The following is a 23,301-nucleotide window of genomic DNA, read 5'->3' as shown; positions in this document are numbered from 1 at the left end:
TCCACTACACCCGAAGTGATTCGAGACGCACTGGCGACGGTTTCTACCACACAAGTCCGGCAGTGGTGCCAGCAGCACCTGGGGCCGTCGCTCCAGGCCCAACGCCAACAGGCCTTCCGCCAGCTCACGCTAGCGGAAGAAAAGCAGGTCCACTTTCAACAGGCAGCGTGAGGCGTCTTTGCACCAGGCCAGCACTCTCCTGCCCAACGAGCCCACCGTACGTTAGCTCAACAATCTGCCGCTGAAGATACTCCGCAATCATGCTTACGAGCGCAGGTCAGGCTTCATCACAAAGCTTACTCTACAAATCTCCCTCTCACAAAGAGTAGAAGCACTACTCCAACAACTACCGCCCATAGCATGCCTACCCCTCTACTTATGTTCAAACGTTACTTTGTAGAGAAAATCAGCACTGTCACCCTGAACAAGCGCTGTCTCTAAGTCCAGTCGTGCGCCACCAGGAGCTATACGTGCTTCGGTCTTGAGTTGCTTGACTCCACCACGTCCACGCTCTGGGGCAGTGATCCAATCTGCCAGTGCTCGTTGGCTGCCTTGTTCACTTGCGGTTAGCAGCAAAGACTCTAGCTCCTCTTCGCGCTGCGGTGACGCGGCTACCAGGATGACCTCACGCCCGGTGTTCTTATCCAGATAAAACCAGTGCTTCTCATCCTGCGGTACCCACACCTCTTTGCCACCAGGTACAGGATTCTCTTGCGCCGCCACTTTTGGATCAGGAAAGAGAATATCGATCTTACCTGTCGCATCTTGTTGGAAGATGTACACGTAGCTTTCTTTTTCTGGCTCAAAAAAGACGCCGTAGTAGTCGCCGGAGTTCATGCTCTCGCCATCCTTTAGCACCGATACGGTATTGCCACGTCGTTTCATCACAGCTAAGCGCAGGGCCAGTGGTGCATTCGCGGTTTTTTCTATCGTAGAATCAACAGTTTGTGGAGTCCCACTAATAGTCCACCAACCGACCAGGACCAGCAGTAACCCAAGGCCAACGACGAGACTTGCAACAGCAACACGCCACGAGAGCCTGGATCGTGAAACCGCGAGTGCTGGCCTTGGAGTCGGTTGTGGTGAGGCTTCGTGTAGACGTGTCCCTTGCTCTGCCTGATTGCTTGGCTGGCTACTGCTGGGTGTCGGATGATGTGCCGATCTATTCAGGATTTCCGTCGAGCGTTCCTCTTCGCCACGGAGAATTGCTGCCAGAGCGTTTTGCACTTGTGCCGCAGAATCAGGGCGATCTTGTGACGCTTTGGCCAGAAGACGCTAAATAAGGGCACGTAAGTTCGCGGGAACAGTCGCAGGTAACGGTGGAGGAGGCATGGTCAAGTGCTGGTGCATCAAGGCCTCGACGGAACTGGAGGCAAACGGTGGCCTGCCGGTGAGCATCTCATACATGATGACCCCCAATGCATAGAGGTCTGTACGTCCGTCTTCTCCGGCCCCTCGCCATTGCTCAGGCGCCATGTACGATGGTGTTCCCGACGAAGACTGCCCAGCTTGCGTCAGTCCCATTGTGTGTTCACTGAGAATCTTGGCAATACCAAAGTCACCGATCTTCACCCAATCCTTTCCCTGCCGTTGCTCGACGAAAATGTTGGGGGGTTTGAGGTCCCGATGTACGACCGGATCTGGAAGACTATGCGCCTCTATTAATGCTTCACAGATCTGGCTGGCAACGTGAATAACACGTTCGATCGGTAAAGGACTGTGTTGGCGTAGCACCTGACGCAACGTGGGACCGTTGATGTACTCCATGATAAAGTACAGCTGGCCATCTTCACCTTGACCGGAATCGTGGACCATGACGGTATGGGGGCTGCGCAGTTGCGTGGCGATCCGCACCTCACGCAAAAAGCGTTTGGCGAACGCTGGATCGGCAGACAATTCCCGCCGCATAGTTTTGAGGGCAACCTGTCGCAGGACCCGCCCTTCAACATCGAGTTGCTCGGCGAGGGAAACTGTCCCCATCGCCCCCTCACCAAGTTTGGCCAGGAGGCGATACTTGCCATTGACGACCTTGCGTTGAACCTGGTCTGCCATTGCTATTTTCTTCTACGATTCTTTTGCACCTGTGGTTTGCCTCTGAGCAAGATTTTGACAGAAGTTACGCCTTCGGCGCATTAGCGAGAATCATCGTTGCTGCACCACTGAAAATGCCACCTGGACCGTGACACAGTGCGACTTCGGCATCCTTCACTTGCCGTTCGCCACATTCACCGCGTACTTGCCGCACGGCTTCGATAATCGTGAACATGCCGTACATGCCGGTATGCGTGTATGAGAGTCCGCCACCATTGGTGTTCATGGGGAAGTCACCACCAGGCGCCGTGCGTTGCCCTGACACGAACGCTCCACCTTCACCTTTCTTACAGAAGCCGAGGTCTTCGAGTGCAAGAATCGGCACAATGGTGAATGCGTCATACAGCATCGCCACATCGATATCTTTAGGCGTCACGCCTGCCATGGCAAATGCTTGTGGTCCGGAAATCTGTGCGCCAGTCGCGGCGGTAAAATCAGGCATTTGATTGACCCAACAATGCCCTGTACCTTCGCCAGTGCCAAGAATATACGCAGGCTTCTTCTTGAGATTCTTGGCGCGCTCGGCTGACGTGATCACTGCGGCACCCCCCGCATCAGTGACTAAGCAGCAGTCGAGCACATGAAACGGCCAAGCGATAATTGGAGACTTCATCACATCAGCAACTGAGAGTTCTCCACGCTGCGCCGCTTTCGGGTTCAGCCGTGCCCAGGCACGCGTGGCAACCGCGACCTCCGCCAGTTGCTCTTGCGTAGTACCGTATTCATGCATATGGCGCGTAGCGATAAACCCGTAGCTGGTAAACGGAAAGACGATGCCGTAGGGCACTTCAAACTGCCACATCAGCGAGTCTTTTTCCGACTTCATCGCCGGCATCCCTAACCGAGAACGGCCAGATTCACCGTGAGTGATTAACACGATTTCGCACAATCCTGCGTTGATCGCCGCTATGGCGTGCTGACAATGCTGAATAAACGAACAGCCACCAACGGAGGTGCCGTCGATATAGCGCGGACGGATGCCAAGGTACTCAGCCGTTTCGGTAGAAAATATGCGTCCAGCGCTGAACACGGCATCGACATCATTTTTAGTGAGGCCAGCGTCAGCAATGGCATTGCGTGCAGCTTCGGCATGGAGTTGCAACGCCGATTTATTCGGGACCGTACCCATCTCGTCGGATTCCGCGACGCCAACGATAGCGAATTTGCCTGAGAGATCTTTGTAGTTACTCATAAGACTGTTCCTTCATGCAATGAACGTTTTGAAAGACGTAAAACGTAAAGCGTAAACCGTAAAAGGAGGAGGGGTGGTTACGTTTTACGTATGACGTTTTACGCTGCCTTCGTCGGCCTAAACTTCGGCAAACTTATTGTGTCTGTCAGATCATCAAACACAACTTCGACTTCCATGTCACAGCGGATCTTTTTCGGATCGGGATCGATACCGATGAGGTTGGTAGCGATACGTGGGCCTTCGTCAAGTTGGACAATGGCCGTCACAAATGGACCAGGAATGCCCATGATCGAGCGTTGCGGAATCGCAAAGGTATGCAATTTACCTTTGCCACTCGCCTTGATCCATTCAAGATCATTAGACCAACAATACGGGCAAACACCGCGCGGATAGAAGTGACACTTGCCACAGCTCTTACAGCGCGGCAGCATCAACTCATGTCGTTTCGCACCTTCCCAGAACGGTTTGGTCTCTGGTGTTGGGGTCGGCGCAAGATGCGCCAGTTTTCCTGGTTCAGCCATACAGTCCCTCCCTCAAGACAATTAAAAATGAAGAATGAAAAATGTAAAATTCACAAAGCGACACGTCTCTCTTCATTTCTTGCGCATCACTCTTCACTCAGTTAGAGAAAAGTGTCAATGGACTATGAGCAGATGATCTGTACACTTCGAGATCGCGCGCTGGCGCTATTGCAACGCCGACAGATCTCCTATGACCATTGGCAGTTTCACTTGCTGCCAGAATGGGTAGCTGAGAGCCTTCCTCCTGGCGCCGCAGAGGGGTTCGTTGACTTCATACGAGAACACAAAGACTACAGCTTCGCGTACTATGATGCCTTTGGTAAAGTGTGTGGCAAGCCACGAGAGGTCGCGGCCTACGTGCTCACCGAACTCATCGAGGAACTGGTGGAGGAGCGACAACAAGAAAGCTAGTAGTCAGTCCATTTAATTTTGAGGGATAGGGTTTCGTCATGCCCGCACAGGCGGGCATCCAGGGAAATTCAGCCGTGGCCTGTAGTTAAGCCGCCAGGATTCCCGCATTCGCGGGAATGACGTCCCTTGAGTTATCCATCAAAACTTTCTGGACTATCTACTAGGCTTGTGTCGATAGCTTTTCCTCTGTACGCTTAAGTGTACAAAGAGGGAGCTATGGATCGCTATCTTACCGCCAGCCAAGCCCGTCATGAATTTCTTGCATTAGTGGATGCTGCCCAACAGGGAGAACGCGTAATCGTCACCAAAAGAGGGGTCCCTGCTGCTGCCGTTGTTGGCTTTGAAGAGTTGGAAACCTTGCGTGCCCTTGCACGGCTCTGGCAAGACCCGACCGCCCTGGCTGCCATGCGACGTTCACTAGATGAAGCTCGCCAAGGGAAAATGATTACGGTCAAGGGACCATTGTCCGTTAAGCAACTCGCTGCACTCGGGCGGCGTTTAACCAAAACACGTCGCCGTGGCTGACTTCCGGTTCGCGCCCAATTGCCTCGCTGAGATCACGCAGATCGAAGCTTCTTGTTCACCTCGCGAAGCTACGCTGCTTGATGAAGCGCTTGCCAAGATCACCACTGACCCAGCTCTTCCAGGTCGGTTTCCCTCATTCTATGACCCAGCAAAACCGTCGTTCTTATATCGTGCTGACCCCTTCATGATTCATTTTTGCATTAACGATGATAGTAGCGTTGAATTTCTCAACGTCTTCTGGCAGCAAGTGTGACATGCAGGCGTTTACCTCTGCTTACTACACGGTCTCGCTCGGTCACCACTCCTATCCAATGGATAAGTATCAGCTGGTGCCAGAACGCTTGCTGCAGGATGCAACCTTGTCACAAGAAGAGCTAATCGAACCCGTAGCCGCAACGATCGACGATGTCTTACGAGTCCATACGCCAGAGTATGTCCACGCCTTCATCAACGGTACCCTGGAGCGAAAAGCGCAACTCCGCCTGGGCTTACCGTGGTCGCCAGAGTTAGCTCGTCGTGCGTTTGCGGTGATTGGCGGAACGTATGGCGCCGCGTGTGCAGCCTTGCATGACGGAGTTGCCGCGAATCTCGCTGGCGGCACTCACCATTCGTTTGCTGATCATGGCGAAGGCTACTGCATCTTCAACGACCATGTCATTGTCCTACGAAGACTACGCCACGAACGTCTCGCACAGCGGTTCCTCATCGTTGATCTCGATGTCCATCAAGGAAACGGGACCGCCGTTCTTTGCCAAGATGATCCTAACGTCTTTACCTTTTCTATGCACAGCGAAACCAATTATCCTGCACGCAAAGAGCGCAGTTCGTGGGATATTGGGCTTCCTGATGGCACGACCGACGAGCAATACCTCAGCATTCTTGCCAGCGCCTTGCCACAACTCTTACAACAGTTCAGTCCGGATCTGATTTTGTACCAGGCTGGGGTGGATGTTTTGGCCGGTGACCGTTTCGGCAAGCTAGCGCTGACGATGTCAGGAATTGGTGAGCGTGATCGTCTGGTTTGTGAATTTGCTCACCGTGCCGGTATCCCACTCGTTGTGACACTTGGTGGTGGGTATGCACGCGATATCAATCAGATCGTTGAAGCGCATTGTCAGACTATACGGCAGGCGAAAGGCTAGCATTTAGCTGTCAGCGATCAGCTTTTCTAGAAAATTTTCCGCTCCTCATCTTGTGGCTGAGAGCTGATAACTGATAGCTGAACGCTCGCGAGGAAAGTACCACCCCGACAAACCGCCCCCATTCCCTCCTGCAACCTTTCTCTTGCACCTTGCATGTTTTTTCTTTCATTTTTTCACCTCACTTCCGCCTAACCCGTCGACAAATCGTCATACTGCTCGCTGGTGTGGCTGGCATTGGCTTTGCTTCTTCTTAGGTGCAGGAACACACAACGCAACAAGGGGGAACAACACCATGCAGCATGTACAGAAGATCCATTCATTAACCGGACAGCACACCGCGCTCGCTCCTCTACGGGTAACGACGGTTCAGCTGTCACGTTGGGAACGGATGGCGACACGAGTAAAAGCAACAGGAATGATGGAAACTGTCACGGAAGGGGTGCTTACCACCACGACCTTCTTGATGATGAGTGGGCTCCTCTTCGCCCTGTATCGTGCGCTTGAACAGTACACCATCGTACCACTTCCATAACTATCAGTTCTTTTCGGAGAACGTATGTACGATTTTTTCCTCACGATACACCCATAGGAGGTGAAAGCATGATCTCTTGGACACCACTCCTTGGCGTTCCGCTCTTGATCTGCGTCGGTTGTGGTAGCATTTCGCGCTCGTTCATGAATGCAAGCTGGCGCGACCGTTGGCAACAACCGGACGTCGTCATCCAGTCGCTTTCCCTACAGCCGGGGAACCAAGTTGCTGACCTCGGTGCTGGTGGCGGATATTTCACATTTCGTTTGGCAGACGCCGTTGGCCCAACTGGAAAGGTGTATGCTGTCGATATCGACAAAGGCAACCTCGAATACATCGCCAAGCAAGCAGCGAAACGCGGATACCCGAATATCGAAACGATCCTGGCTAAGCCGGATGATCCATTGTTGCCAGCAACAGGTGTCGATCTGATCTTTACGTGTAACACCTATCACCACCTGACCGAGCGTACTGCCTATTTCCAATCCGCAACGCGTTATCTAAAACCAGGCGGTCGCGTGGCCATTATCGATCTCGCGGGAAAGAGTTGGATTTTCCGCATCCTCGGGCATTGGACCCCGAAGGAAACCAGTCAGCGCGAAATGGAAGCGGCGGGGTATTCGTTGCAGAAGGATTTCAACTTTCTTGATAGGCAAATGTTCCAGGTGTTTCAGAAAAACTCATGAAGCCTCAACATCTTGATCAATGCGGCGAAGGAGCGCATAGAATAACAACAGAGCATGGATGCCATTTTCCTCATCGCCACATTTGCCTTCTTCGTCACATGCTGTATCTACGGACTGCTGGCCCAACTCGTCTGGTACAAACGGACCAAGAGTGAACAGGATTGGGTTTTCCTCGCTACCATGGTGGCGTGCGCCTATTGGTGTCTCAGTAATGCACTTGCTTCTTCGGCAGCCACAACGCTAGAGAAACCGACGAGCGCGTTGGGAACATTTCTTTTTCAAACCAGTTATCCAGTTCTCTATCTGGTTCCTTCGTTGATCCGTCATTGTCTGGTGTTAAGTCGTCTTTCCCTGCACGGATGGCGACGTTGGGCACATCTGACACTCAACTACCTTGGTATCTTACCAATCGTCTATCATCTGTACGCCTCACCTCGCCCGCTACCAGAGCACTATGGACCGGCATTTTTGGGCCTGTTGTTCCTCTATCTTCCACTCACCATCGCCGAAGTCAAAATGAGAGCTGAACTACGTGCTCGCCATCTGCTCAAGCCGGAGTCGCGATTGATTGTCTACGCTGGCCTCGGCGGGGTCCTCTTGATGTGTGCCGTCTCAGACTTTTTCTGCCGCCTGTATCCTGACAAGGCCTCGATTCTTTCTCTCATTCCCAAACTTTCTCCACTCCCACCAGCCCTAGCGATGGGTTACAGCGTACTGCGCTATCGTTTCATGGACATGGTATTCACCCGCAGCCTGCTGTATTCCGCACTCGGGGTATTGTTCCTCGGCTTTGCGCTGCTTGTGGCCTACTATGGAGGCGGATGGCTTTTCCCCGGCCAGAATTTTCGTCCGGTCGCGTTCGCTGTTCGTCTGTTGTTGATCCTTTTCGCCTTTCATTTCCTCTTTCATGTTCTGCGTGACGGTCTGCAAAAGTCGATTGAGCGCTCGTTCTTCCGCCATCGAGTGCGCAGCGCCGAGTTGCTCAAACAGTTCACACAAATGCTGACTTCGTGGTCAGATCTCGAAGGATTATGTCGCGATGCGGTCGAGAAATTCACTGGTAGTTTAGATCTCACTTCCGCGACGATTCTGTTTGCCGATGGAACAGTGTATGACCACACCACTCCCGTAAAGACACATTCCTCGGTTCTCCTACTACTGCTTCAGCAAACGAAAGATCCAATCATTGTCGTTGAAGAATTGCTCGACAGCCCACTGAAGACTGCGTGTGGAGAGGCGCAGATTGGTGTCATTCTGACCCTTCCCTGCCGTGAGCAACGTGGATGGTTACTCTTAGGAGAGAAGCATTCTGGCCGACCATTTTTCAGTCAAGAACTGTCACTCCTCGAAGCCGCCGGTGGGCAATTGGCAATGGCTATCGACAACCTCGTACTGGTGCGGTCAAAGCTCGCACTCGAACGCGAGATGCAGCATCGTGAGAAGCTTGCAGCAATTGGTCAACTTGCCGCTACCGTGGCGCATGAAATCCGCAATCCGATCACTGGCGCCAAATGCCTACTGCAACAAGTCGACGAAGAACTGAACAGCAATACGCCAGGAAAGGAATACGTCTCCCTGGCACTCGAAGACTTGAATCGTGTAGAACAAAGTGTGAGTCAACTTCTCGCATATGCTCGTAAAGAGGAGTTTCAATTCTCTGACTGTGACCTCAATGGATTGGTGAGCGCTACCATTCAGCGTTTCTCCTCTCCTCCGTCAGAAAAACGCGTCATCGTACATTTTCAGGAACAACCTTCGGTATGGGCGGTCATTGATGAAGAAAAAATGCGGCGGACGATTCTCAATCTCCTGATCAATGCACGCGATGCGGTTGACCACGACGGGGTCATCACGGTTGAACTTCTTGCCACTGGACCAGAGGTGCAAATTCGCGTGAGCGATAACGGCCAAGGCTTATCCATCGAAGATCAGAATCGTATCTTCGAGCCATTTTTCACCACTAAAGAGAAAGGCACCGGGCTCGGGTTAGCTATCGCCCAGAAAATTATTGAAGGTCATGGCGGACAGATTGCTGTCGCCAGCACCTTAGGGAAAGGCACCACATTCACCCTCACCATTCCACGACAACGGCCCGAGACAAGGTCAGCGGCATGAAGCAAACGATCCTGGTTGTTGATGACGAGCGCTCGATCCGCATCGGCCTCAAAGGGTTGCTAACCAAAGAGGGCTACGAGGTCACTATTGTTGAGAATGGGAACGAGGCGTTACGAGAGCTTGCTCGTCAAGCATATAACCTTGTGCTCTCGGATTTACGCATGGCCGGTCTCGATGAACTCAGCTTGTTGAAGAAGATCAAAGAGCAGCATCCTGAGACCTCCGTTATCCTGATGACCGCGTACGGTTCCGAAAAGATCGCTGTCGAAGCGATGAAAGCTGGCGCACGCGATTACCTGATCAAGCCGTTTGATAACGATGAGGTGAAGATTCTTGTTCACCAAGCCTTCGAACAACAGGCGCTGCAACGGCAAGTGCAGCATTGCATGAGCGACTCGACGCCTCATTTCGTTTCGAAAATATCCTTGGTACGAGCCCGACAATGCAGCGGGTATTCGATGTCATCAAGAGAGTGGCCCCAACGGACTTGACCGTTCTGGTTACCGGGGAGAGTGGCACTGGCAAAGAGTTGATCGCCAATGCTGTCCATCACAACAGCCCCCGCAAGAACGGGCCGTTTATCAAGGTAAACTGTGCTGCAATGGCACGAGAGTTAGTTGAGTCAGAACTCTTCGGTCATGAAAAAGGTGCCTTTACCGGTGCCACTGCAGCGCGCGAGGGGAAATTCGAAGCTGCTGATCACGGCAGTATTTTTCTCGACGAGATCGGTGATATGCCGCTCGAAACGCAAGCAAAAGTGCTGCGCATCCTGCAAGAACGAGAATGCGAACGGGTGGGTGGCAATCGGACGATCGCCGTTGATGTTCGCGTGATCGCCGCAACCAACAAGAATCTCCAGCAGATGGTGCACGAAGGAAAATTCCGTGAAGATTTATTCTTTCGTCTGAACGTCGTTCCCCTAACGCTCCCCTCGCTTCGCGATCGACGTGAGGACATCCCTCTCCTTGCCACACATTTTCTCAAAGAAGTCACTACTCGTTATGGGCGGGGACCCATATCCTTCTCTGCCGATGCCTATAGCGCGTTATTGAGCGCACCGTGGCCTGGCAATGTGCGTGAACTAAAAAATGTGATCGAGGCATCTGCCGTATTAACCAATGGACAAGAAATCTACGTATCCGACCTGCGCCTCAATCAACCGGTGGCATCACTGGAACCAAACAGTACGGCAACGTTCAAAGAGGCCAAACAGCAGGTGATCGATGCCTTTGAACGTGATTTCATTACACGCGCGCTGCAGCGTCATCACGGCAACGTGACCAAGGCTGCTGCAGAAATGGGCATGCTCAGACAACAGCTACAACAAAAGATTCGTGAGTTGGGACTGAAAAGTAATCAGGAAGAGGAGTGAATTCGGGAACTCACTCCTTCGTTTTCTTGAGCGGATTTGCGTGTTTCCACTCCACTGCAACCTGGCTCATAGTTTTAAACGTCACTCCCTCGTGGCCTTTCAAGTACTCTATGATTCGTTCCAGCATCAGAATACGGTGACCACGACCGATGACTTGTGGGTGCATGGTAAGAATAAACACGCCCTCACCTATGCGTTGGTAGAGAAAGTCGAAGTCAGATTTCCAAATCGTTTCCACTTCTTCAGGTGTTCGCAGCCCGACGTGATGGGCAGGCCAGTGCAGCCCAAAATACGGCCAATCATCGAGACTCCAGTCCATCGGCAATTCCACCAGATCAGCTTCTTTGCCGAACACATACGGCCCGTCCGTACGCAACTCGTCACCGATCCGACAGTAATATGGCGTAAAATCATTGGCCATCATGCTGGAGTCATAGAGAAACCCATACTCTACTAATAAACTCACAGACTGTGGGCTCAAGTCTGCGGCTGGCGAGCGATAGCCGATCGGTGTTTTGCCAGTCACGCGCCGAATGCACTCAATGCCACGTTCTAAGATGCGACGTTCTTCATCAGGCTTCACCGAGGCTGGATTCTCATGGCAATACCCGTGATGGCCGATTTCGTGCCCGGCCTGAGCAATACGTGTCACGAGATCAGGAAACGTATCAATCGTGTGGCCGGGAATGAACCATGACGACAGCACCTGGCTACGTCGTAGGGTCTCAAGTAAGCGCTCAGTACCAACCTTACCGAACTCACCACGAGACACGGTACTCAGCGACCGCGAGCGCATCGTCGTCAGCCATACAGACATCGCGTCAAAATCGAAGGAAAGACAGACGGAAATGTTCTTTGCCATGAGGTCTCCCTCTACAGTTTTACAAATAAGTCTTTCACTCCCTCACTCGTTAGCTGCGAGACGGTCGAAATCTTGTCACTAAACTCCTTGAGCACTCCCATCGAACTTGATCCGCCGACATCAATCAAAATCGAGAAGAGCGAGAATCCCATTTCTTCCTTGTCCGCACGAAACTCTTCAGCCCATTCGCGCTTCACATCACATTCACCATCAGTGATAAAGACGATATCGCCACGCTTGAAACGCGACTGACGAATACACTCCCGTGCAGCATTGAGCGGAGTCTCAAAGTCAGTGCCGCCGCCAGGAAAATACTCCGCCAGTTCCATCACGGTGCCCATTTCAACGTCGTAACGCTCACGGGGATTGAGATCAAAGATCTGCAGTGGGGTATCGGCAGACGAGAAACATATCGCGCGAAACAGACGACGCTGACGGCGGGCAATTTCGAGCAGGGTCAGCGTGAGCGCTTTGGCCCACACTTCCTTATCGCCGATCATCGACGAGCTGCCGTCGAGACACACAACCACCGGCCCCTTGCCTTTTTCTTCAATGCCACGCAGTGAGTACAAAAGTAGTTCATTGTCGACAAAACGGCGGGTGAAGTCTTTACGGAGGATCGGATGATGAAGGGTCATGAGTTCAGTCGGCAATAGACGGCTGACTTCCGCACCTATGCCAACCTCAAAGAGTTCTTCATATGTCCGTTCAAAAATCTTGCGGCGCAGCGCAAGCGCATGCTCTTTCATACGACCGACCATCTTCGCCAGCTTTTTGAGTTTCTCGTTCCCGGCAAGATGTTTACCGAGTTCGATTTGTCGACCAGGGGAGGATTTGTGACCGCCACCAAGCGCCACACCCCATGATTCCGCCTCTTGCGCTGCATCCTCGATGTTCTGCGTAACTTTGATCGCTTCTTTGCGAAAGCGCGTTTCGGCTTCCTGTTGCGCACGAGACAGATCTTCTTGCAGTTGCTTCGCTTGTTGTCGCAACCGTGCTTCTTCGGCCCGCGCTTCGCTCGCGAGTTTGTTGGCTGCTTGTTCGAGGAGTTCTTTCGCCTCTTTCGACAACTCGCCCTGTTTGGCGAGATCTTTACTCAGCTCTTTGGCATTGTTGGCCTCATCAATTTTCTCTTGCACGGTCTCTTCTTGTTTTTGCATGTTCCACAGATCAAGAAGATCACGCCGGGTGAGGGGCTTCTCAGCTTTGAGCAACTTCAGGGCTCCTTCTCCCAATAAGACTGTTGCCAGGCCAGCCTTCCCTTCATCGAGCAATGTGGCTTCACGTAACAGCTTGGCAAGATCACCCTGATGCAGAGCAGATAACAGCACCCGGTTCAACGATGCACTGGGCAGTACCTCTGAGTCTTTCAAGAACAGGACATTCATTTTGAACAATGCTGAGAAGAGATCCTGCAGTAGCGCATCAAACCGCGGAGTCAGCGCAATGCCGTTTTCTTCTAACGCCTGCAGCGAAGGCGATTCGTCGCGTAACTTCTTATAGACAGCACGATCATACGAATCGCTTTCAATCCAACACGTCTGCTGAGGAATTGGCGGTGGTGGAGGCAGAACGAACTGTGATTTTTTCTTTATCGGTGTGCGACGGGGCATAATCTTTAGCTTTCAGCTACCAGCAGTCAGCTTTCAGCGGGAAAGATCGAAATTTTTACAGACAATAACTCCTAGCTCCTTTTCAAGCTGACGGCTGAAGGCTGAGAGCTGAGAGCTTTTTCCAACTGCTGTTGAATCGTCTGAATCTCACTCTTAATCGTTTCGACTTTATCCAGAGGCCGACCGGCGTCGCTTACTTTTTCACTGATCTCATTCACTTTCGCTAAGATGTGACGGATCTTGGTATGCGCCTCAATCACTGCACGGGCTTGTTGTTCTTTACTTTCCCAGTCGCGCTCAGCGTAGTCGCGCAGTTCACGAGTCTGGAATAACAACTCCTGTACTTCATCTTCATAGCCATGAATCAACCCCTGAATCACGTTATGCACCTCACCTCGTTCACCGGGATCTTTCCAGAGAACGTGCTCCAGGAAAAAGAGATCAGACTCGACTACACTCGTGCGACCACTGATATAGGCGAGCGCTTGCAGCAAGCTTAAACTCTGGCGATAGCGACGATCCGAAGCCACGATATTTTTCTTCGAGAGCTCACGGCGAATGTCTGCCAGTCCTTGAAGGACTCGTGCCGGGACAGCGACAGCACGAGTCTCAGTTTGCAGGTGGAGTAGATCATCAAGCGTCAGCGTCGTTCGCTCGCTTGGCTCTTTGCTTTGCAGCATCTTAAGGAAACGAAAATCTTCGTTGATATATCCCACAACAAAGCGGACTAAAAACCGGTCATACAACGCCAGCAGTTCATCATCTTCCGGCAACTCGTTACTTGCGCCGAAGAGCGTCAACAACGGCACGGGGGTTACTTGGCGCCCATTATGAAAGAGACGTTCGTTAATAATCGTCAGAATCGCATTAAGAATTGACGAGCTAGCTTTGAACACTTCATCAAGGAATGCGATATGCGCTTCTGGCAGCTTGTGCGCGGTCACACGTCGATAGTCATCGGCTTCCAACGCCTTTAAGCTGACGGCGCCGAACAACTCTTCAGGGGTGGTGAATTTTGTCAGTAGCCATTGGAAATACGATGCTCCCTCAATCCGCCGACAAAGCTCGTCAGCAAGCATCGACTTCGCCGTCCCCGGCGGACCGACAATCATCACATGCTGTGCAGACAACAGCGCTGCAAGCGCACCATCGATCAGCTCAGCCCGTTCGAGGAACATCTGTTGCAGTTCCTCGCGAATTTTCCGTAATTTTTCTCGGGGAGTCATAGTGTGCGGATTAGCAGATCGGCACGTTACGAACAATTGCAGCGTTTTGAAGCCGGATTAAAACGGAGAACCCTGAAACTTGAATCGGAGAATCGGGGAATCGGAGAGAGAAGACGAATGGGCGACGGGGCGATCAGGGACCAAGAGTGGCGAGTGGTCACCGGTTCTCCCCTTCACCCGTTCTCCCGTTCCTTTTCTATGAGTCTCCGATTCTCCCCGTCTCCGTTTCACCGATTCTTTCTCGGTACCACACTAGCCTCCGCGTGGGTTGCTAGTCTATAAAGACCAACGAAACACACATTCGCAACAGAGGAGGGAGCCATGGCCGGAGCACTCGACGGAATCAAAGTTCTGGAACTCACCCGCGTGGGGCCAGGAGCGTTTTGCACGATGATGTTGGCAGATATGGGCGCTGAAGTGTTGAAGATTGAAGCGCCACCGTCAGATAAACTCGCTGGGTCCGGTGCCTCTCCTGGTCCCAAAGATGCCAAGAAACTCGCCACCAGCTTTACGAACCGTAATAAGAAAAGTTTGACCCTTAATCTCAAAGAGCCTGCCGGGCAAGCCGTGCTGCAAGATCTGGCGAAGAGTTACGATGTGCTCGTCGAAGGCTATCGCCCAGGTGTGATGAAGCGCCTCGGCGGTGACTATGACACCCTCAAGAAGCTCAACCCACGATTGATTTACTGCGCGCTGAGCGGCTTCGGCCAGGATGGGCCATATCGCGACTATCCAGCACACGACCTGAACTATCTGTCACTCGCTGGCGTTGCCGATTTGATTGGCCCGACTGAAGGCCCGCCGTCGATTCCACTTAACATCATTGCTGACTACGCCGGTGCCTCGATGCATGGTGTCACTGGCATCATGTTCGCTTTGTTCGCCCGCGAGCGCACGGGCAAAGGACAGTTTGTCGATATTTCGTATCTCGATACAACGCTCTCTTTGCTCGCCGCCACACCAAATGTGAGGGACTACTTCGCTGATGATGTCATGCCTGGTCGTGGCAACGGCGTCTTCGGCGGCGGCCACGCCTACTACAGCTTCTACAACACCAAAGACGGCAAGATGATTACCATCGGCTGCACTGAACCGTGGTTGTTCCACAATCTATGCGATGCGTTGAATCGCCCAGACCTCAAAGATTGCGCGATGAAGGCCGGTGATTTCTCCGGCCCTCCTCATGAACGTCATGCCCACGCTCGTGCTGAACTGCAGAAAATCTTCCTTACCAAAACGCGTGAGGAATGGTTTGAGTTTCTTACCAAAGCCGATGTCTGTGTTGGTAAAGTGTATAGCGTCCCCGAAGCATTTAACGACCCGCAGATTCGTCATCGTCAAATGGCAGTCGAACTCGATCATCCTGTGGCGGGAAAAGTTGTCCAAGCTGGTGTGGCCGTAAAACTATCTGATACTCCAGGCTCGATTCGTTCGTTTGCTCCAGCGATTGGCGAACATTCAGACGAAGTTTTACGCGGCTTGGGTTACAGCGCAGCGAAGATTGCCGAGTTGCGCGAAAAAAGGGTGGTATAAAGCTACCGATGAAACGGAGAACCGGAGACGGGGAGAAACAGAGAAGAATTTTCTCTCACCGATTCTCCGATTCCTTCCCCATGCGTTTGTCTTTTGACTTAGGTACCCTCGTCCTCCACGACCCACCTCCCGGCTTTCAACCTCCGCCTCACTTTCAGTGGGATGGTCGCGTCGACCGTTGGCGCACGCAGGCATTGCATTATCGCGCGACCATTGAGCAGTTTAAGCAGGACAGGGTTACCTATGACAACACCGCTCCAGCATACCCGACCCTCAAGGTTGCCAGCCGCTTAACGCAGGCTCCCCATCCCTTTCAGACTGAAGCTTTGGATGCCTGGAAGTCGGCTGGCCGACGTGGTGTCGTTGTTCTCCCCACTGGTGCGGGAAAAAGCTATGTCGGTCAGATGGTCATCGAAACCGTGCAACGCGGAACACTGGTGGTCGCGCCGACTATTGATCTGATGAATCAATGGTATGACTTATTGTGCGCTGCGTTTGGTGAACAAATCGGTTTGATTGGTGGTGGCTATTACGAAATTCAAGCCATCACTGTCACAACCTATGATAGCGCCTACAGCCACATGGATCGCCTCGGCAATCGCTGGGGATTGATCATCTTCGATGAATGTCACCATCTCCCAGGTGAAATGTATAGTCATGCCGCTGAGATGTGTCTCGCTCCCTATCGTCTTGGGTTAACTGCTACTCCAGAACGAAGCGATGGACGCCATGCGCTCCTCGATACGCTCATTGGTCCACAAGTGTACGCCAAAGGTATCAAGGAGTTAGCTGGCGACTATCTTGCCGATTATGTGATCGAGCGGATTAAAGTCACGCTCACGCCACAAGAAGAAGAAGAGTACCGCCGTGCGCGCAGCACGTTCTCTAACTTCCTCATCGATCACGGCATTGTCTTGGATGGTTTAGCAGGATGGCATCGCTTCATCCGCGAAAGTGCCACCAGTCGCAAAGGCCGCCAAGCCATGCTCGCGCATCAACGTTCAAAGAAACTCGCGCTCGGCACGTCAGCCAAGTTGCGTACGCTTGATTTCCTCTTAAAGAAACATGCACGTGAGCGAACCATTATCTTCACGAGTGATAACGATACAGGCTATGCAATCTCCGCAGCGTTTCTGATTCCGGTAATCACGCATCAAACGCCAACCAAAGAGCGCAAAGCCATTCTCGAAAGTTTTAATCGTGGCGAGTATCTCGCACTAGCAACATCCAAGGTTTTGAATGAAGGCGTGAATGTGCCAGAAGCCAGTGTGGCGGTGATTCTTTCGGGCTCAGGTTCAACGCGAGAACACGTCCAGCGTTTAGGCCGGGTGCTGCGTAAACGCGAAGGCAAACAAGCAATTCTGTATGAAGTCATCACCGCTGGTACGGTGGAAGAGAACATCAGCCAGCGCCGGCGGCAGCATGATGCGTATCAGTAACGAGCGCTGCCCGTGACACCTGAAACCCACATTTTGGCTGCACTCTCTTTCAGCAGTTCATCCTGACTTCTGCAGCTACAGAATGTCCGCAACCGCGAGGCTCACGCCGCCTGGCAGTAGCAACGTATCGCCGGGAACGACGGACCGCCCTTGGCGATATTGTTGAGCCGCAGGATCAGGATCACTGAACACTTCGATACGACGGTCGACGAGGTTCACAATCCAATACTCAGGAATACTACTACCAGCATACGCCGCGACTTTCCGCCCACGGTCGTAACCGAGCGTCGATTCTGCGATCTCGATCACAAGGAAAATCTCATCTGCGCGAGGGTGCCGAGATACGTAATCATTCGGGTCTAAGACACAAACCGCGGCATCAGGTTCCGGTTCGCTCCAGTCATCCAAAACAATTGGAGTCTGAAGACGGATAGAAAATGTCGTTCCCAGTAAACGGAACAAAAGGGCGCCAAGCCGATTCGTCTTTCCCGCATGTGGTGGATTCTGCGGCGGCATAGTAATGATTTCTCCGTCGAGCAACTCCACTCGTTCGTCAGCGAAGAGTCCAGCTTCGCCCATGCGGTAATATTCGTCACGGGTGAAACGATGCGGGGTTGGTACAGCAACCATGGCAGGATACTAGATCAGTACCATGCATCAAGCAAGACAAAAAAATCGGGGGCACGAAGTTTCGTGCCCCGCCAAGAGCGGTCATTTTTCATCAGTGCTGATCACTGAGCACCATCTCCTTCGCCCGACCAAAGAGGAAGGGAATCGAGGGCGCAATCACTTCCCATTCAGGATCGTGGCGTTTGCCACGGCGGTGTAGCATCACATTGAAGCAACTGATCGCTCCGAAACGATAGCCTGCCAGCGCCCGGAACCATGCAACGTTCTTTGCTTTACGCTGCATGCCTTCTTCATACCAGGCGACTATTTGTTCTGCTGATGGTGCAGAGGAAATGGGCGAACATGGGCCTGTCCAACTGGCTGGATCAGCGAAGGCAATCAGCCAGCCAAGATCAAGCAGTTGCCCACCGATACCAGAAATCTCCCAATCCAATACCGCATTCAGCGTATCGCCATCAAACAAGAAGTTTGTCCCTTGAAAGTCACCATGAAGCAAACCAATCGATGCATCTGCAGGAATGGATTGGAGCAAGAGATTGCGCACTTCTTCACCTTGTGTGATCCATCCTTGCTCAGCGCCTTTGGACAAGATGGGGTCCCAGAAGCGAATCTCCGCCTCAAGCGCGCGTGGCGTTTCCCAGCCAGGCAGATCTTTCTGCCAATCGAGCTGATGGGTCTTGGCCAACGCACCGACAATTTGCTGAAAACGCGGTGCAACAGCCTGCGCACTCAGATCAAAAGACGGGTCGGGGGTAGAGAAAGAAAACGTCCGGCCCGGCAAGCGTCCGACCATCATATACGGCACTTCAAACCAACGCAGGTCATCCCCAGACCACCGCACCGTCGCCACCGGCACGCCATGACGCTTTAATGCATTGAGCAACGGGACCTGGCGCAACACATCGGTGTTACCACTCTGTCGCACGCCTTTAGGTGGCATACGCATCACCAAGGACTCGTTTTTTGCCTGACCACCTTCTTGATAATCAACGCGAAAGCCAAAGCTCAGACCTGCATGCCCGGGCATGACTTCGACATTACTTACTACCGCCTCTTTGCCGTAATGAGCAACGGCAAACTCCTGCAATTGGCGTTGCAACCCATCAAGTTCGACAGCCATTAGCGCGACTCCTGTTTGACCAGCATAATAAAACCGCCCTGACCATAGCGTACTGAAATCACTTCTAAAAGAGAGAGTCTTTTCACGCTCTACGGGGATGCATTTACTCCATATCAAACAACTTATCCCGCCGCGGTTTTGGAGCGGCTTTCTTGGTGACTGGCGGGCGGGCAGTGACCGGTGGTGCTTGGCGCACTCGTGACTTGCGACGTGGCGATGTTGCATCCTCGACAATCACGTCTTGTTTTCGTGCCCTTCCTGGTTGACGGTTGCTGCGCGACCTTGGCTCATCAATCCATTCGCTACTCGACCATCGCCCCCGTCGTCGTCGCGCGCGCGGTGCGGCGTCGTTTTCTATCGCTTGATTACGTTGCGACTGCATTTTCAGCCCCTGCTCCAAGGCTTGAGCAAGCGTTTCTGCCGTTGGCGTTCCAGCTAACGGAACCCCCTCAGCAATAAATGCCGGCGGCGCCTCAAAGCCAAGTGTCCGCGCATCAGCTGTATCACGTTCAATCGCTTTGTAGACATCCGTTCCCAAGCATTCGAGAAATTCTGTTCGCTTCTTGACCCGCAACCGGCGCAGAAGCTGTGGCAGGTCGCTCTCCTTATACCACCGCTGTCCGAAATTCGGCGTTTCACGGCTCAAGAGTTCTTGACGCATACGAGCAAAGACTCCCCACTGCGCAGCACAGCGAGTGAGATATGCCGCTTCAGTCGCGATCGGGTCGAAACCAGGAACGAAGTCGTGAAAGATAACGCGAAGCTTTTTGTCTTGACTGAGGAGAGTGTCGACCTCTTGTTGCACGGTCCGGCAGGCCGGGCAGCGATAATTGGTATACACTACCAGTCGTTTGCCTCTTTTTGCTCCTAAAACAGCAAAGCCTGTATCGGCAATAGGAAAGTGGGGAATCGGCGGCTCTTTCAAGAAAATCTTTATGGGGATCGTTTCCCGGAGTTTCTTCAGCAACGCCTGGCGTCGATCATAGGCCTTGCGGAACTCTAAATACGTCTGCGTCCGTTCCGCCGATGGTACTGGTCGTCCGGCTTCTTGTTCTGCAGTGATGAACGCGCGCATTTCCTCTTCACTGACTGATTCTTTGGCTGACAATTCGGCATGCAAGGCTTCTACGCCAATCCCGCGTCGTCGCGCTTCGTTGCTGAACAGCACATTTTCAATGACCGGTTCCAGGTTCCGTCGCCGCTCCTGATAGATCTCGGCACGCAACTGATAGAGTCGCCATGCTGCCGCTTGTTCAAACTCCGCCGCTCGGATCCAGATCGAATCAACCTGGGCAATCTGGCGTTCTTGGGTTACAGGCGTTTCCAACTCGTGCGGGCGGGGAAGGGACAAGCGAATCACATGTCCATGCCGAAGACGTTGGCGAATGTGTGCCTCTGCCGCTTCGCGCGCTTTCTGCTCAAGATAATACCGCAGTAGGGCACGCTGTTCCCCACTCTCGCTCGTAGCGCCTTCACTCATTCCCGGCATGTCCTTTTGGTGTGTCGCTCGGTAGGATTCCACTTCCTCATCTGTCACTGGTGGCGTAACTGGAAGTTGAGAAAGCTCAGCAAGTGTCTCTGGCGGAGTTAATGAACGCACTCGTTCATCGATCAAACGGTCTACCGTGCGAGCTAATAGTCCAGCGAGGGTATCATGAATCTTAGAGAGCTGAATGCTCGACAAAGCATCGATCTCACGCATGAGGATCGGCTGACCATCGACTGTGGCCACAACGTCAGTCGGCGCAGCAGCGGTAGAACAGACAAAGGGAGGGAACAAGAGTACAAGCAGGAGCGTACACAGCCCTTCAAGCCGTTGCATGCACCACCGCCAACTCCACCACCGCATTCGCACTCTCGTGAATATTCCGCTCACAGGGAAACGTTCATTCCTCGCTTCTCTGTTCATTGAGGAAAATCGTGCGGGCGTCAAGGACTGTCCAGGAAGGTGCTTGCCCTCTCAGATAAAAACCTCCACACTCGGAGAGGCAACAACACTACCCAGCCAAGGAGGTTCAGCCATGAAACGCAGCTTCAAAAGCGTCCGCGTTCGTGAAGTCATGACGACCACACTCGTGACCGTCAGCCCTGAAGATTCGCTGCAACATGCACTGAAGCTCCTAGAAAAGTACCACGTTCATGAACTGCCAGTCGTCACTCCACAAGGTCATCTCATTGGCATCGTGACCGATGGCGATCTCAAGCTTATGACTCCTGTATACCCCTTGTTGCCTGACCACGAAGAGATTCGTCAAGCTTTACGAGATCTGAAAGTCGCTGTGGCAATGACAGTAGAGCCCGTGGTGATCAGTCCCAACGCAACCCTTCTTGAGGCAACAAAACAGTTATTTGAGCACAGCATCGGTGCATTACTGGTCGCTGAGGAAGAGAAGCTTCTCGGGATGCTCTCCGTCAGTGACGTGCTGCGGATCATCATCGAGCAGCAGGAAGCGTAGCACGAGCGATGGGACACGGAGCACGTCATACGCAACACGCAACATACAGCACGTGCTACGTGTTACGTGCTGCGTGATCTAGAACAGAGCATCTCAGTGCTAACGTCCAATCTTCTACAAACCCGCAGCGAAGGCCCCTACCTTTACCCTCGCTACATTAAGGTTGATGCGCGGCGGTTCATTACCATGGCGGAAGAGTTGATCGCCATTTATGCTGAGCATGAGGGAAAAACGCGGCGCGAACTCACTGATGCGCTCGACCGGTACGCAGACGATAGTACCGATTACCGCATCCAACGAGGGCTCGCCAAATTGCTCAGTGATGACCGCTGTGAGTTTACCGAGCGCACAATCGCCCCTTCCGTTGAGATTCGCCAACGTTTATTTGCCTTAGCCCGCGAAAATCATCCCGTCGTCCTCCAACCGGACCTGATTCATCCGGTCACCAAAGATGAGCTCTTAGCCGAGGTCGCCCGTGAGTATAAAACTGATCCAGAGCAAATCGCCTGGTCATTGTATGCCGACCTGAGTGAAAATCACATTTTGACACGCTTCGATGCCCCAACTCCGGAGTGGCTATTACAACGGTACAATGTCGCCCTCGCGCAAGCGATGCTCTATCGCTGTGTTCAGGTAAAATTATCCGTCTTCCGCAACATTCCGAGCCGCTACAAGCAGCTATTCAAGTTCATCAAGTTCTATCAACTGGTGCATGCGATTCAGGGCGACCTTGATAGTGGCTACGAAATCCTGCTCGATGGACCAGTCAGTATGTTTCGCATGTCGCAGAAATATGGACTCCAGCTTGCCGTGTTTCTGCCCGCGTTGTTGCTCTGTACCCGTTGGAAAATGGAAGCGGAGATTGTTACAGCTGATGGTTCGCATCGCTTCTTTCCGCTTGATGAAACTTCCGGGCTGGTTTCCCACTATAAAGACAGCACGATGTACGACTCACTGCTCGAACGGACCTTTGCCGAACGGTTTGCTGAAGTCGATAGCGGCTGGGACATTGAGCGAGAGGTTGCACTGATCAATTTGAAGGATACGGTTTTCATTCCAGACTTTGCTTTTCGTCACAAAGATGGACGTACGGCATTATTAGAAATTGTCGGGTTCTGGCGACCGGATTATCTGGAAAAGAAGATCATGAAGCTCAGGCGTTCAGGGCGGACCGATATGGTTGTCGCCGTTTCCGCGGGCCTCAACGTCAGCGAAGAAGACTTCAAAGATGTGCCAGGTAGTGTGTTCTTTTTCAAGAATCGCATCAACCCACAAGAAGTGATTACGCGGCTAGAACAGGTCGGACGCGATGCCTCATTAGAGACTTGAGGCTATCATGACTATGAAACGCGTCCCTCTTATCAAGCCCCAAGTCCCTAGCCCCATAGAAAAAGGAGGGAGCATGCCAGCCATTCTCTACGAGAAACGCAACCGTATCGCCTATGTCACTATCAATCGCCCTGAGGCAATGAATGCCTTAGGAATCGATCAGAGTCACGAGATGGCACAAATCTGGACTGATTTTCGCGATGATCCAGATGTATGGGTCGCGATTCTCACTGGCACTGGTGACAAAGCCTTTTGCGCCGGCGCGGATTTAAAAACCTACACGCCAAGCCTTGCCCAACGCGATACGTACGATGTGCGGCAGGACGCCAATCGTTTTGGTTTCGGCGGTATCACTCGCGGTTTGGAAGTCTGGAAACCTCTCAGAGAGTGTTTTGAAAAAGGGATTGGTAAGCTTGAGGGATGAATACACTGCCGCGAGTTTATCCAACGGACCTGACCATGACCGAATGGACACAATTGAAGAGCTTCTTTCCCCCGGCCTCTCGCCG

Annotated in this window: 24 protein-coding genes; 14 read left to right on the top strand and 10 right to left on the bottom strand. The window is 52.6% G+C overall.

The window, feature by feature from the left end:
• Positions 1-372 precede the first annotated feature (372 nt).
• The 4 genes from FJ147_16640 to FJ147_16625 form a co-directional block, all read right to left on the bottom strand.
• Positions 373-1,227, bottom strand: coding sequence for a DUF4384 domain-containing protein (locus tag FJ147_16640; GenBank protein MBM4257510.1), 855 nt, complete (start codon positions 1,225-1,227; stop codon positions 373-375).
• Between the two features lie 48 nt (positions 1,228-1,275).
• Positions 1,276-2,052: a serine/threonine protein kinase gene (locus FJ147_16635; GenBank protein ID MBM4257509.1), complete on the bottom strand. Its 777-nt coding sequence runs from the start codon at positions 2,050-2,052 to the stop codon at positions 1,276-1,278.
• A gap of 64 nt (positions 2,053-2,116) precedes the next feature.
• Positions 2,117-3,283, bottom strand: a complete 1,167-nt coding sequence (locus FJ147_16630; protein ID MBM4257508.1) for a thiolase — start codon at positions 3,281-3,283, stop codon at positions 2,117-2,119.
• A gap of 98 nt (positions 3,284-3,381) precedes the next feature.
• On the bottom strand, positions 3,382-3,804 hold the full coding sequence (locus FJ147_16625; GenBank protein ID MBM4257507.1) for a Zn-ribbon domain-containing OB-fold protein: 423 nt from the start codon (positions 3,802-3,804) through the stop codon (positions 3,382-3,384).
• Between the two features lie 132 nt (positions 3,805-3,936).
• Between FJ147_16625 and FJ147_16620 the strand changes: the two genes are divergently transcribed.
• The 9 genes from FJ147_16620 to FJ147_16580 all read left to right on the top strand — a co-directional run bounded on the left by FJ147_16620 (position 3,937) and on the right by FJ147_16580 (position 10,584).
• Positions 3,937-4,215 carry a hypothetical protein gene (locus FJ147_16620; GenBank protein MBM4257506.1) on the top strand — a complete coding sequence of 93 codons (279 nt, stop codon included), beginning with the start codon at positions 3,937-3,939 and terminating at the stop codon, positions 4,213-4,215.
• A gap of 216 nt (positions 4,216-4,431) precedes the next feature.
• Positions 4,432-4,740 carry a type II toxin-antitoxin system prevent-host-death family antitoxin gene (locus tag FJ147_16615; GenBank protein MBM4257505.1) on the top strand — a complete coding sequence of 103 codons (309 nt, stop codon included), beginning with the start codon at positions 4,432-4,434 and terminating at the stop codon, positions 4,738-4,740.
• Entirely contained in the window at positions 4,733-4,993 is a 261-nt protein-coding gene (locus FJ147_16610) for a hypothetical protein (GenBank protein MBM4257504.1), read from the top strand. Before FJ147_16615 ends, FJ147_16610 begins: the two co-directional genes overlap by 8 nt.
• Position 4,994: 1 nt before the next feature.
• On the top strand, positions 4,995-5,882 hold the full coding sequence (locus FJ147_16605) for a histone deacetylase (GenBank protein ID MBM4257503.1): 888 nt from the start codon (positions 4,995-4,997) through the stop codon (positions 5,880-5,882).
• A 292-nt stretch (positions 5,883-6,174) separates the two neighbouring features.
• On the top strand, positions 6,175-6,414 hold the full coding sequence (locus FJ147_16600) for a hypothetical protein (GenBank protein MBM4257502.1): 240 nt from the start codon (positions 6,175-6,177) through the stop codon (positions 6,412-6,414).
• A 68-nt stretch (positions 6,415-6,482) separates the two neighbouring features.
• Positions 6,483-7,097: a class I SAM-dependent methyltransferase gene (locus FJ147_16595; GenBank protein ID MBM4257501.1), complete on the top strand. Its 615-nt coding sequence runs from the start codon at positions 6,483-6,485 to the stop codon at positions 7,095-7,097.
• 54 nt (positions 7,098-7,151) lie between these two features.
• The gene (locus tag FJ147_16590; GenBank protein ID MBM4257500.1) at positions 7,152-9,212 is read left to right on the top strand and encodes a hypothetical protein; all 2,061 of its coding nucleotides are present in this window, start codon (positions 7,152-7,154) and stop codon (positions 9,210-9,212) included.
• Positions 9,209-9,703, top strand: a complete 495-nt coding sequence (locus tag FJ147_16585) for a sigma-54-dependent Fis family transcriptional regulator (protein ID MBM4257499.1) — start codon at positions 9,209-9,211, stop codon at positions 9,701-9,703. The genes FJ147_16590 and FJ147_16585 overlap by 4 nt, the downstream gene beginning before the upstream one ends.
• Positions 9,655-10,584, top strand: coding sequence for a sigma-54-dependent Fis family transcriptional regulator (locus FJ147_16580; protein MBM4257498.1), 930 nt, complete (start codon positions 9,655-9,657; stop codon positions 10,582-10,584). The genes FJ147_16585 and FJ147_16580 overlap by 49 nt, the downstream gene beginning before the upstream one ends.
• A 10-nt stretch (positions 10,585-10,594) precedes the next feature.
• Here the strand turns inward: FJ147_16580 and FJ147_16575 are convergent, their stop codons facing one another.
• The 3 genes from FJ147_16575 to FJ147_16565 form a co-directional block, all read right to left on the bottom strand.
• Positions 10,595-11,446, bottom strand: a complete 852-nt coding sequence (locus tag FJ147_16575) for a polysaccharide deacetylase (GenBank protein MBM4257497.1) — start codon at positions 11,444-11,446, stop codon at positions 10,595-10,597.
• 11 nt (positions 11,447-11,457) lie between these two features.
• Positions 11,458-13,059 carry a VWA domain-containing protein gene (locus tag FJ147_16570; protein MBM4257496.1) on the bottom strand — a complete coding sequence of 534 codons (1,602 nt, stop codon included), beginning with the start codon at positions 13,057-13,059 and terminating at the stop codon, positions 11,458-11,460.
• 71 nt (positions 13,060-13,130) lie between these two features.
• The gene (locus tag FJ147_16565; protein MBM4257495.1) at positions 13,131-14,285 is read right to left on the bottom strand and encodes an AAA family ATPase; all 1,155 of its coding nucleotides are present in this window, start codon (positions 14,283-14,285) and stop codon (positions 13,131-13,133) included.
• A gap of 321 nt (positions 14,286-14,606) precedes the next feature.
• Here FJ147_16565 and FJ147_16560 point away from each other — a divergent pair, with 321 nt between their 5' ends.
• Together FJ147_16560 and FJ147_16555 are read left to right on the top strand one after the other, a co-directional pair.
• The gene (locus tag FJ147_16560) at positions 14,607-15,818 is read left to right on the top strand and encodes a CoA transferase (protein MBM4257494.1); all 1,212 of its coding nucleotides are present in this window, start codon (positions 14,607-14,609) and stop codon (positions 15,816-15,818) included.
• A gap of 8 nt (positions 15,819-15,826) precedes the next feature.
• Positions 15,827-17,257, top strand: coding sequence for a DEAD/DEAH box helicase (locus tag FJ147_16555; protein ID MBM4257493.1), 1,431 nt, complete (start codon positions 15,827-15,829; stop codon positions 17,255-17,257).
• A gap of 75 nt (positions 17,258-17,332) precedes the next feature.
• On the opposite strand, the gene FJ147_16550 is transcribed toward FJ147_16555, so the two are convergent.
• The 3 genes from FJ147_16550 to FJ147_16540 all read right to left on the bottom strand — a co-directional run bounded on the left by FJ147_16550 (position 17,333) and on the right by FJ147_16540 (position 20,916).
• Positions 17,333-17,887, bottom strand: coding sequence for a Uma2 family endonuclease (locus FJ147_16550; protein ID MBM4257492.1), 555 nt, complete (start codon positions 17,885-17,887; stop codon positions 17,333-17,335).
• 91 nt (positions 17,888-17,978) lie between these two features.
• A complete protein-coding gene (locus tag FJ147_16545; protein ID MBM4257491.1) occupies positions 17,979-19,232 on the bottom strand; it encodes a phosphotransferase family protein in 1,254 nt (417 codons plus the stop codon).
• A complete protein-coding gene (locus FJ147_16540; protein MBM4257490.1) occupies positions 19,111-20,916 on the bottom strand; it encodes a DsbA family protein in 1,806 nt (601 codons plus the stop codon). The genes FJ147_16545 and FJ147_16540 overlap by 122 nt, the downstream gene beginning before the upstream one ends.
• On the opposite strand from FJ147_16540, the gene FJ147_16535 reads away from it, so the two are divergent.
• The 3 genes from FJ147_16535 to FJ147_16525 all read left to right on the top strand — a co-directional run bounded on the left by FJ147_16535 (position 20,828) and on the right by FJ147_16525 (position 23,216).
• Positions 20,828-21,463: a CBS domain-containing protein gene (locus FJ147_16535; GenBank protein MBM4257489.1), complete on the top strand. Its 636-nt coding sequence runs from the start codon at positions 20,828-20,830 to the stop codon at positions 21,461-21,463. The genes FJ147_16540 and FJ147_16535 overlap by 89 nt on opposite strands.
• A gap of 27 nt (positions 21,464-21,490) precedes the next feature.
• Positions 21,491-22,792: a DUF790 family protein gene (locus FJ147_16530; GenBank protein MBM4257488.1), complete on the top strand. Its 1,302-nt coding sequence runs from the start codon at positions 21,491-21,493 to the stop codon at positions 22,790-22,792.
• A gap of 73 nt (positions 22,793-22,865) precedes the next feature.
• Positions 22,866-23,216, top strand: coding sequence for a hypothetical protein (locus FJ147_16525; GenBank protein ID MBM4257487.1), 351 nt, complete (start codon positions 22,866-22,868; stop codon positions 23,214-23,216).
• The last annotated feature ends 85 nt before the right edge of the window (positions 23,217-23,301 follow it).

The sequence above is a fragment of the Deltaproteobacteria bacterium genome (genome assembly GCA_016874775.1).
Classification (GTDB): domain Bacteria; phylum Desulfobacterota; class Binatia; order Bin18; family Bin18; genus VGTJ01.
The sequence above is the reverse complement of the archived record's forward strand: the minus strand, read 5'-3'. Positions and strand labels throughout refer to the sequence as shown.

What these genes read in the sequence shown, in the direction of transcription:
- FJ147_16585 (MBM4257499.1), top strand. Translation starts at nt 9,209, where the DNA reads ATGAAGCAAACGATCCTGGTTGTTGATGACGAGCGCTCGATCCGCATC.
- FJ147_16615 (MBM4257505.1), top strand. Translation starts at nt 4,432, where the DNA reads ATGGATCGCTATCTTACCGCCAGCCAAGCCCGTCATGAATTTCTTGCA.
- FJ147_16525 (MBM4257487.1), top strand. Translation starts at nt 22,866, where the DNA reads ATGCCAGCCATTCTCTACGAGAAACGCAACCGTATCGCCTATGTCACT.
- FJ147_16575 (MBM4257497.1), bottom strand. Translation starts at nt 11,446, where the DNA reads ATGGCAAAGAACATTTCCGTCTGTCTTTCCTTCGATTTTGACGCGATG.
- FJ147_16565 (MBM4257495.1), bottom strand. Translation starts at nt 14,285, where the DNA reads ATGACTCCCCGAGAAAAATTACGGAAAATTCGCGAGGAACTGCAACAG.
- FJ147_16605 (MBM4257503.1), top strand. Translation starts at nt 4,995, where the DNA reads ATGCAGGCGTTTACCTCTGCTTACTACACGGTCTCGCTCGGTCACCAC.
- FJ147_16590 (MBM4257500.1), top strand. Translation starts at nt 7,152, where the DNA reads ATGGATGCCATTTTCCTCATCGCCACATTTGCCTTCTTCGTCACATGC.
- FJ147_16620 (MBM4257506.1), top strand. Translation starts at nt 3,937, where the DNA reads ATGATCTGTACACTTCGAGATCGCGCGCTGGCGCTATTGCAACGCCGA.
- FJ147_16545 (MBM4257491.1), bottom strand. Translation starts at nt 19,232, where the DNA reads ATGCAACATCGCCACGTCGCAAGTCACGAGTGCGCCAAGCACCACCGG.
- FJ147_16580 (MBM4257498.1), top strand. Translation starts at nt 9,655, where the DNA reads ATGCAGCGGGTATTCGATGTCATCAAGAGAGTGGCCCCAACGGACTTG.
- FJ147_16535 (MBM4257489.1), top strand. Translation starts at nt 20,828, where the DNA reads ATGCACCACCGCCAACTCCACCACCGCATTCGCACTCTCGTGAATATT.
- FJ147_16635 (MBM4257509.1), bottom strand. Translation starts at nt 2,052, where the DNA reads ATGGCAGACCAGGTTCAACGCAAGGTCGTCAATGGCAAGTATCGCCTC.
- FJ147_16625 (MBM4257507.1), bottom strand. Translation starts at nt 3,804, where the DNA reads ATGGCTGAACCAGGAAAACTGGCGCATCTTGCGCCGACCCCAACACCA.
- FJ147_16600 (MBM4257502.1), top strand. Translation starts at nt 6,175, where the DNA reads ATGCAGCATGTACAGAAGATCCATTCATTAACCGGACAGCACACCGCG.
- FJ147_16570 (MBM4257496.1), bottom strand. Translation starts at nt 13,059, where the DNA reads ATGCCCCGTCGCACACCGATAAAGAAAAAATCACAGTTCGTTCTGCCT.
- FJ147_16550 (MBM4257492.1), bottom strand. Translation starts at nt 17,887, where the DNA reads ATGGTTGCTGTACCAACCCCGCATCGTTTCACCCGTGACGAATATTAC.
- FJ147_16595 (MBM4257501.1), top strand. Translation starts at nt 6,483, where the DNA reads ATGATCTCTTGGACACCACTCCTTGGCGTTCCGCTCTTGATCTGCGTC.
- FJ147_16560 (MBM4257494.1), top strand. Translation starts at nt 14,607, where the DNA reads ATGGCCGGAGCACTCGACGGAATCAAAGTTCTGGAACTCACCCGCGTG.
- FJ147_16540 (MBM4257490.1), bottom strand. Translation starts at nt 20,916, where the DNA reads ATGAACAGAGAAGCGAGGAATGAACGTTTCCCTGTGAGCGGAATATTC.
- FJ147_16630 (MBM4257508.1), bottom strand. Translation starts at nt 3,283, where the DNA reads ATGAGTAACTACAAAGATCTCTCAGGCAAATTCGCTATCGTTGGCGTC.
- FJ147_16555 (MBM4257493.1), top strand. Translation starts at nt 15,827, where the DNA reads ATGAAACGGAGAACCGGAGACGGGGAGAAACAGAGAAGAATTTTCTCT.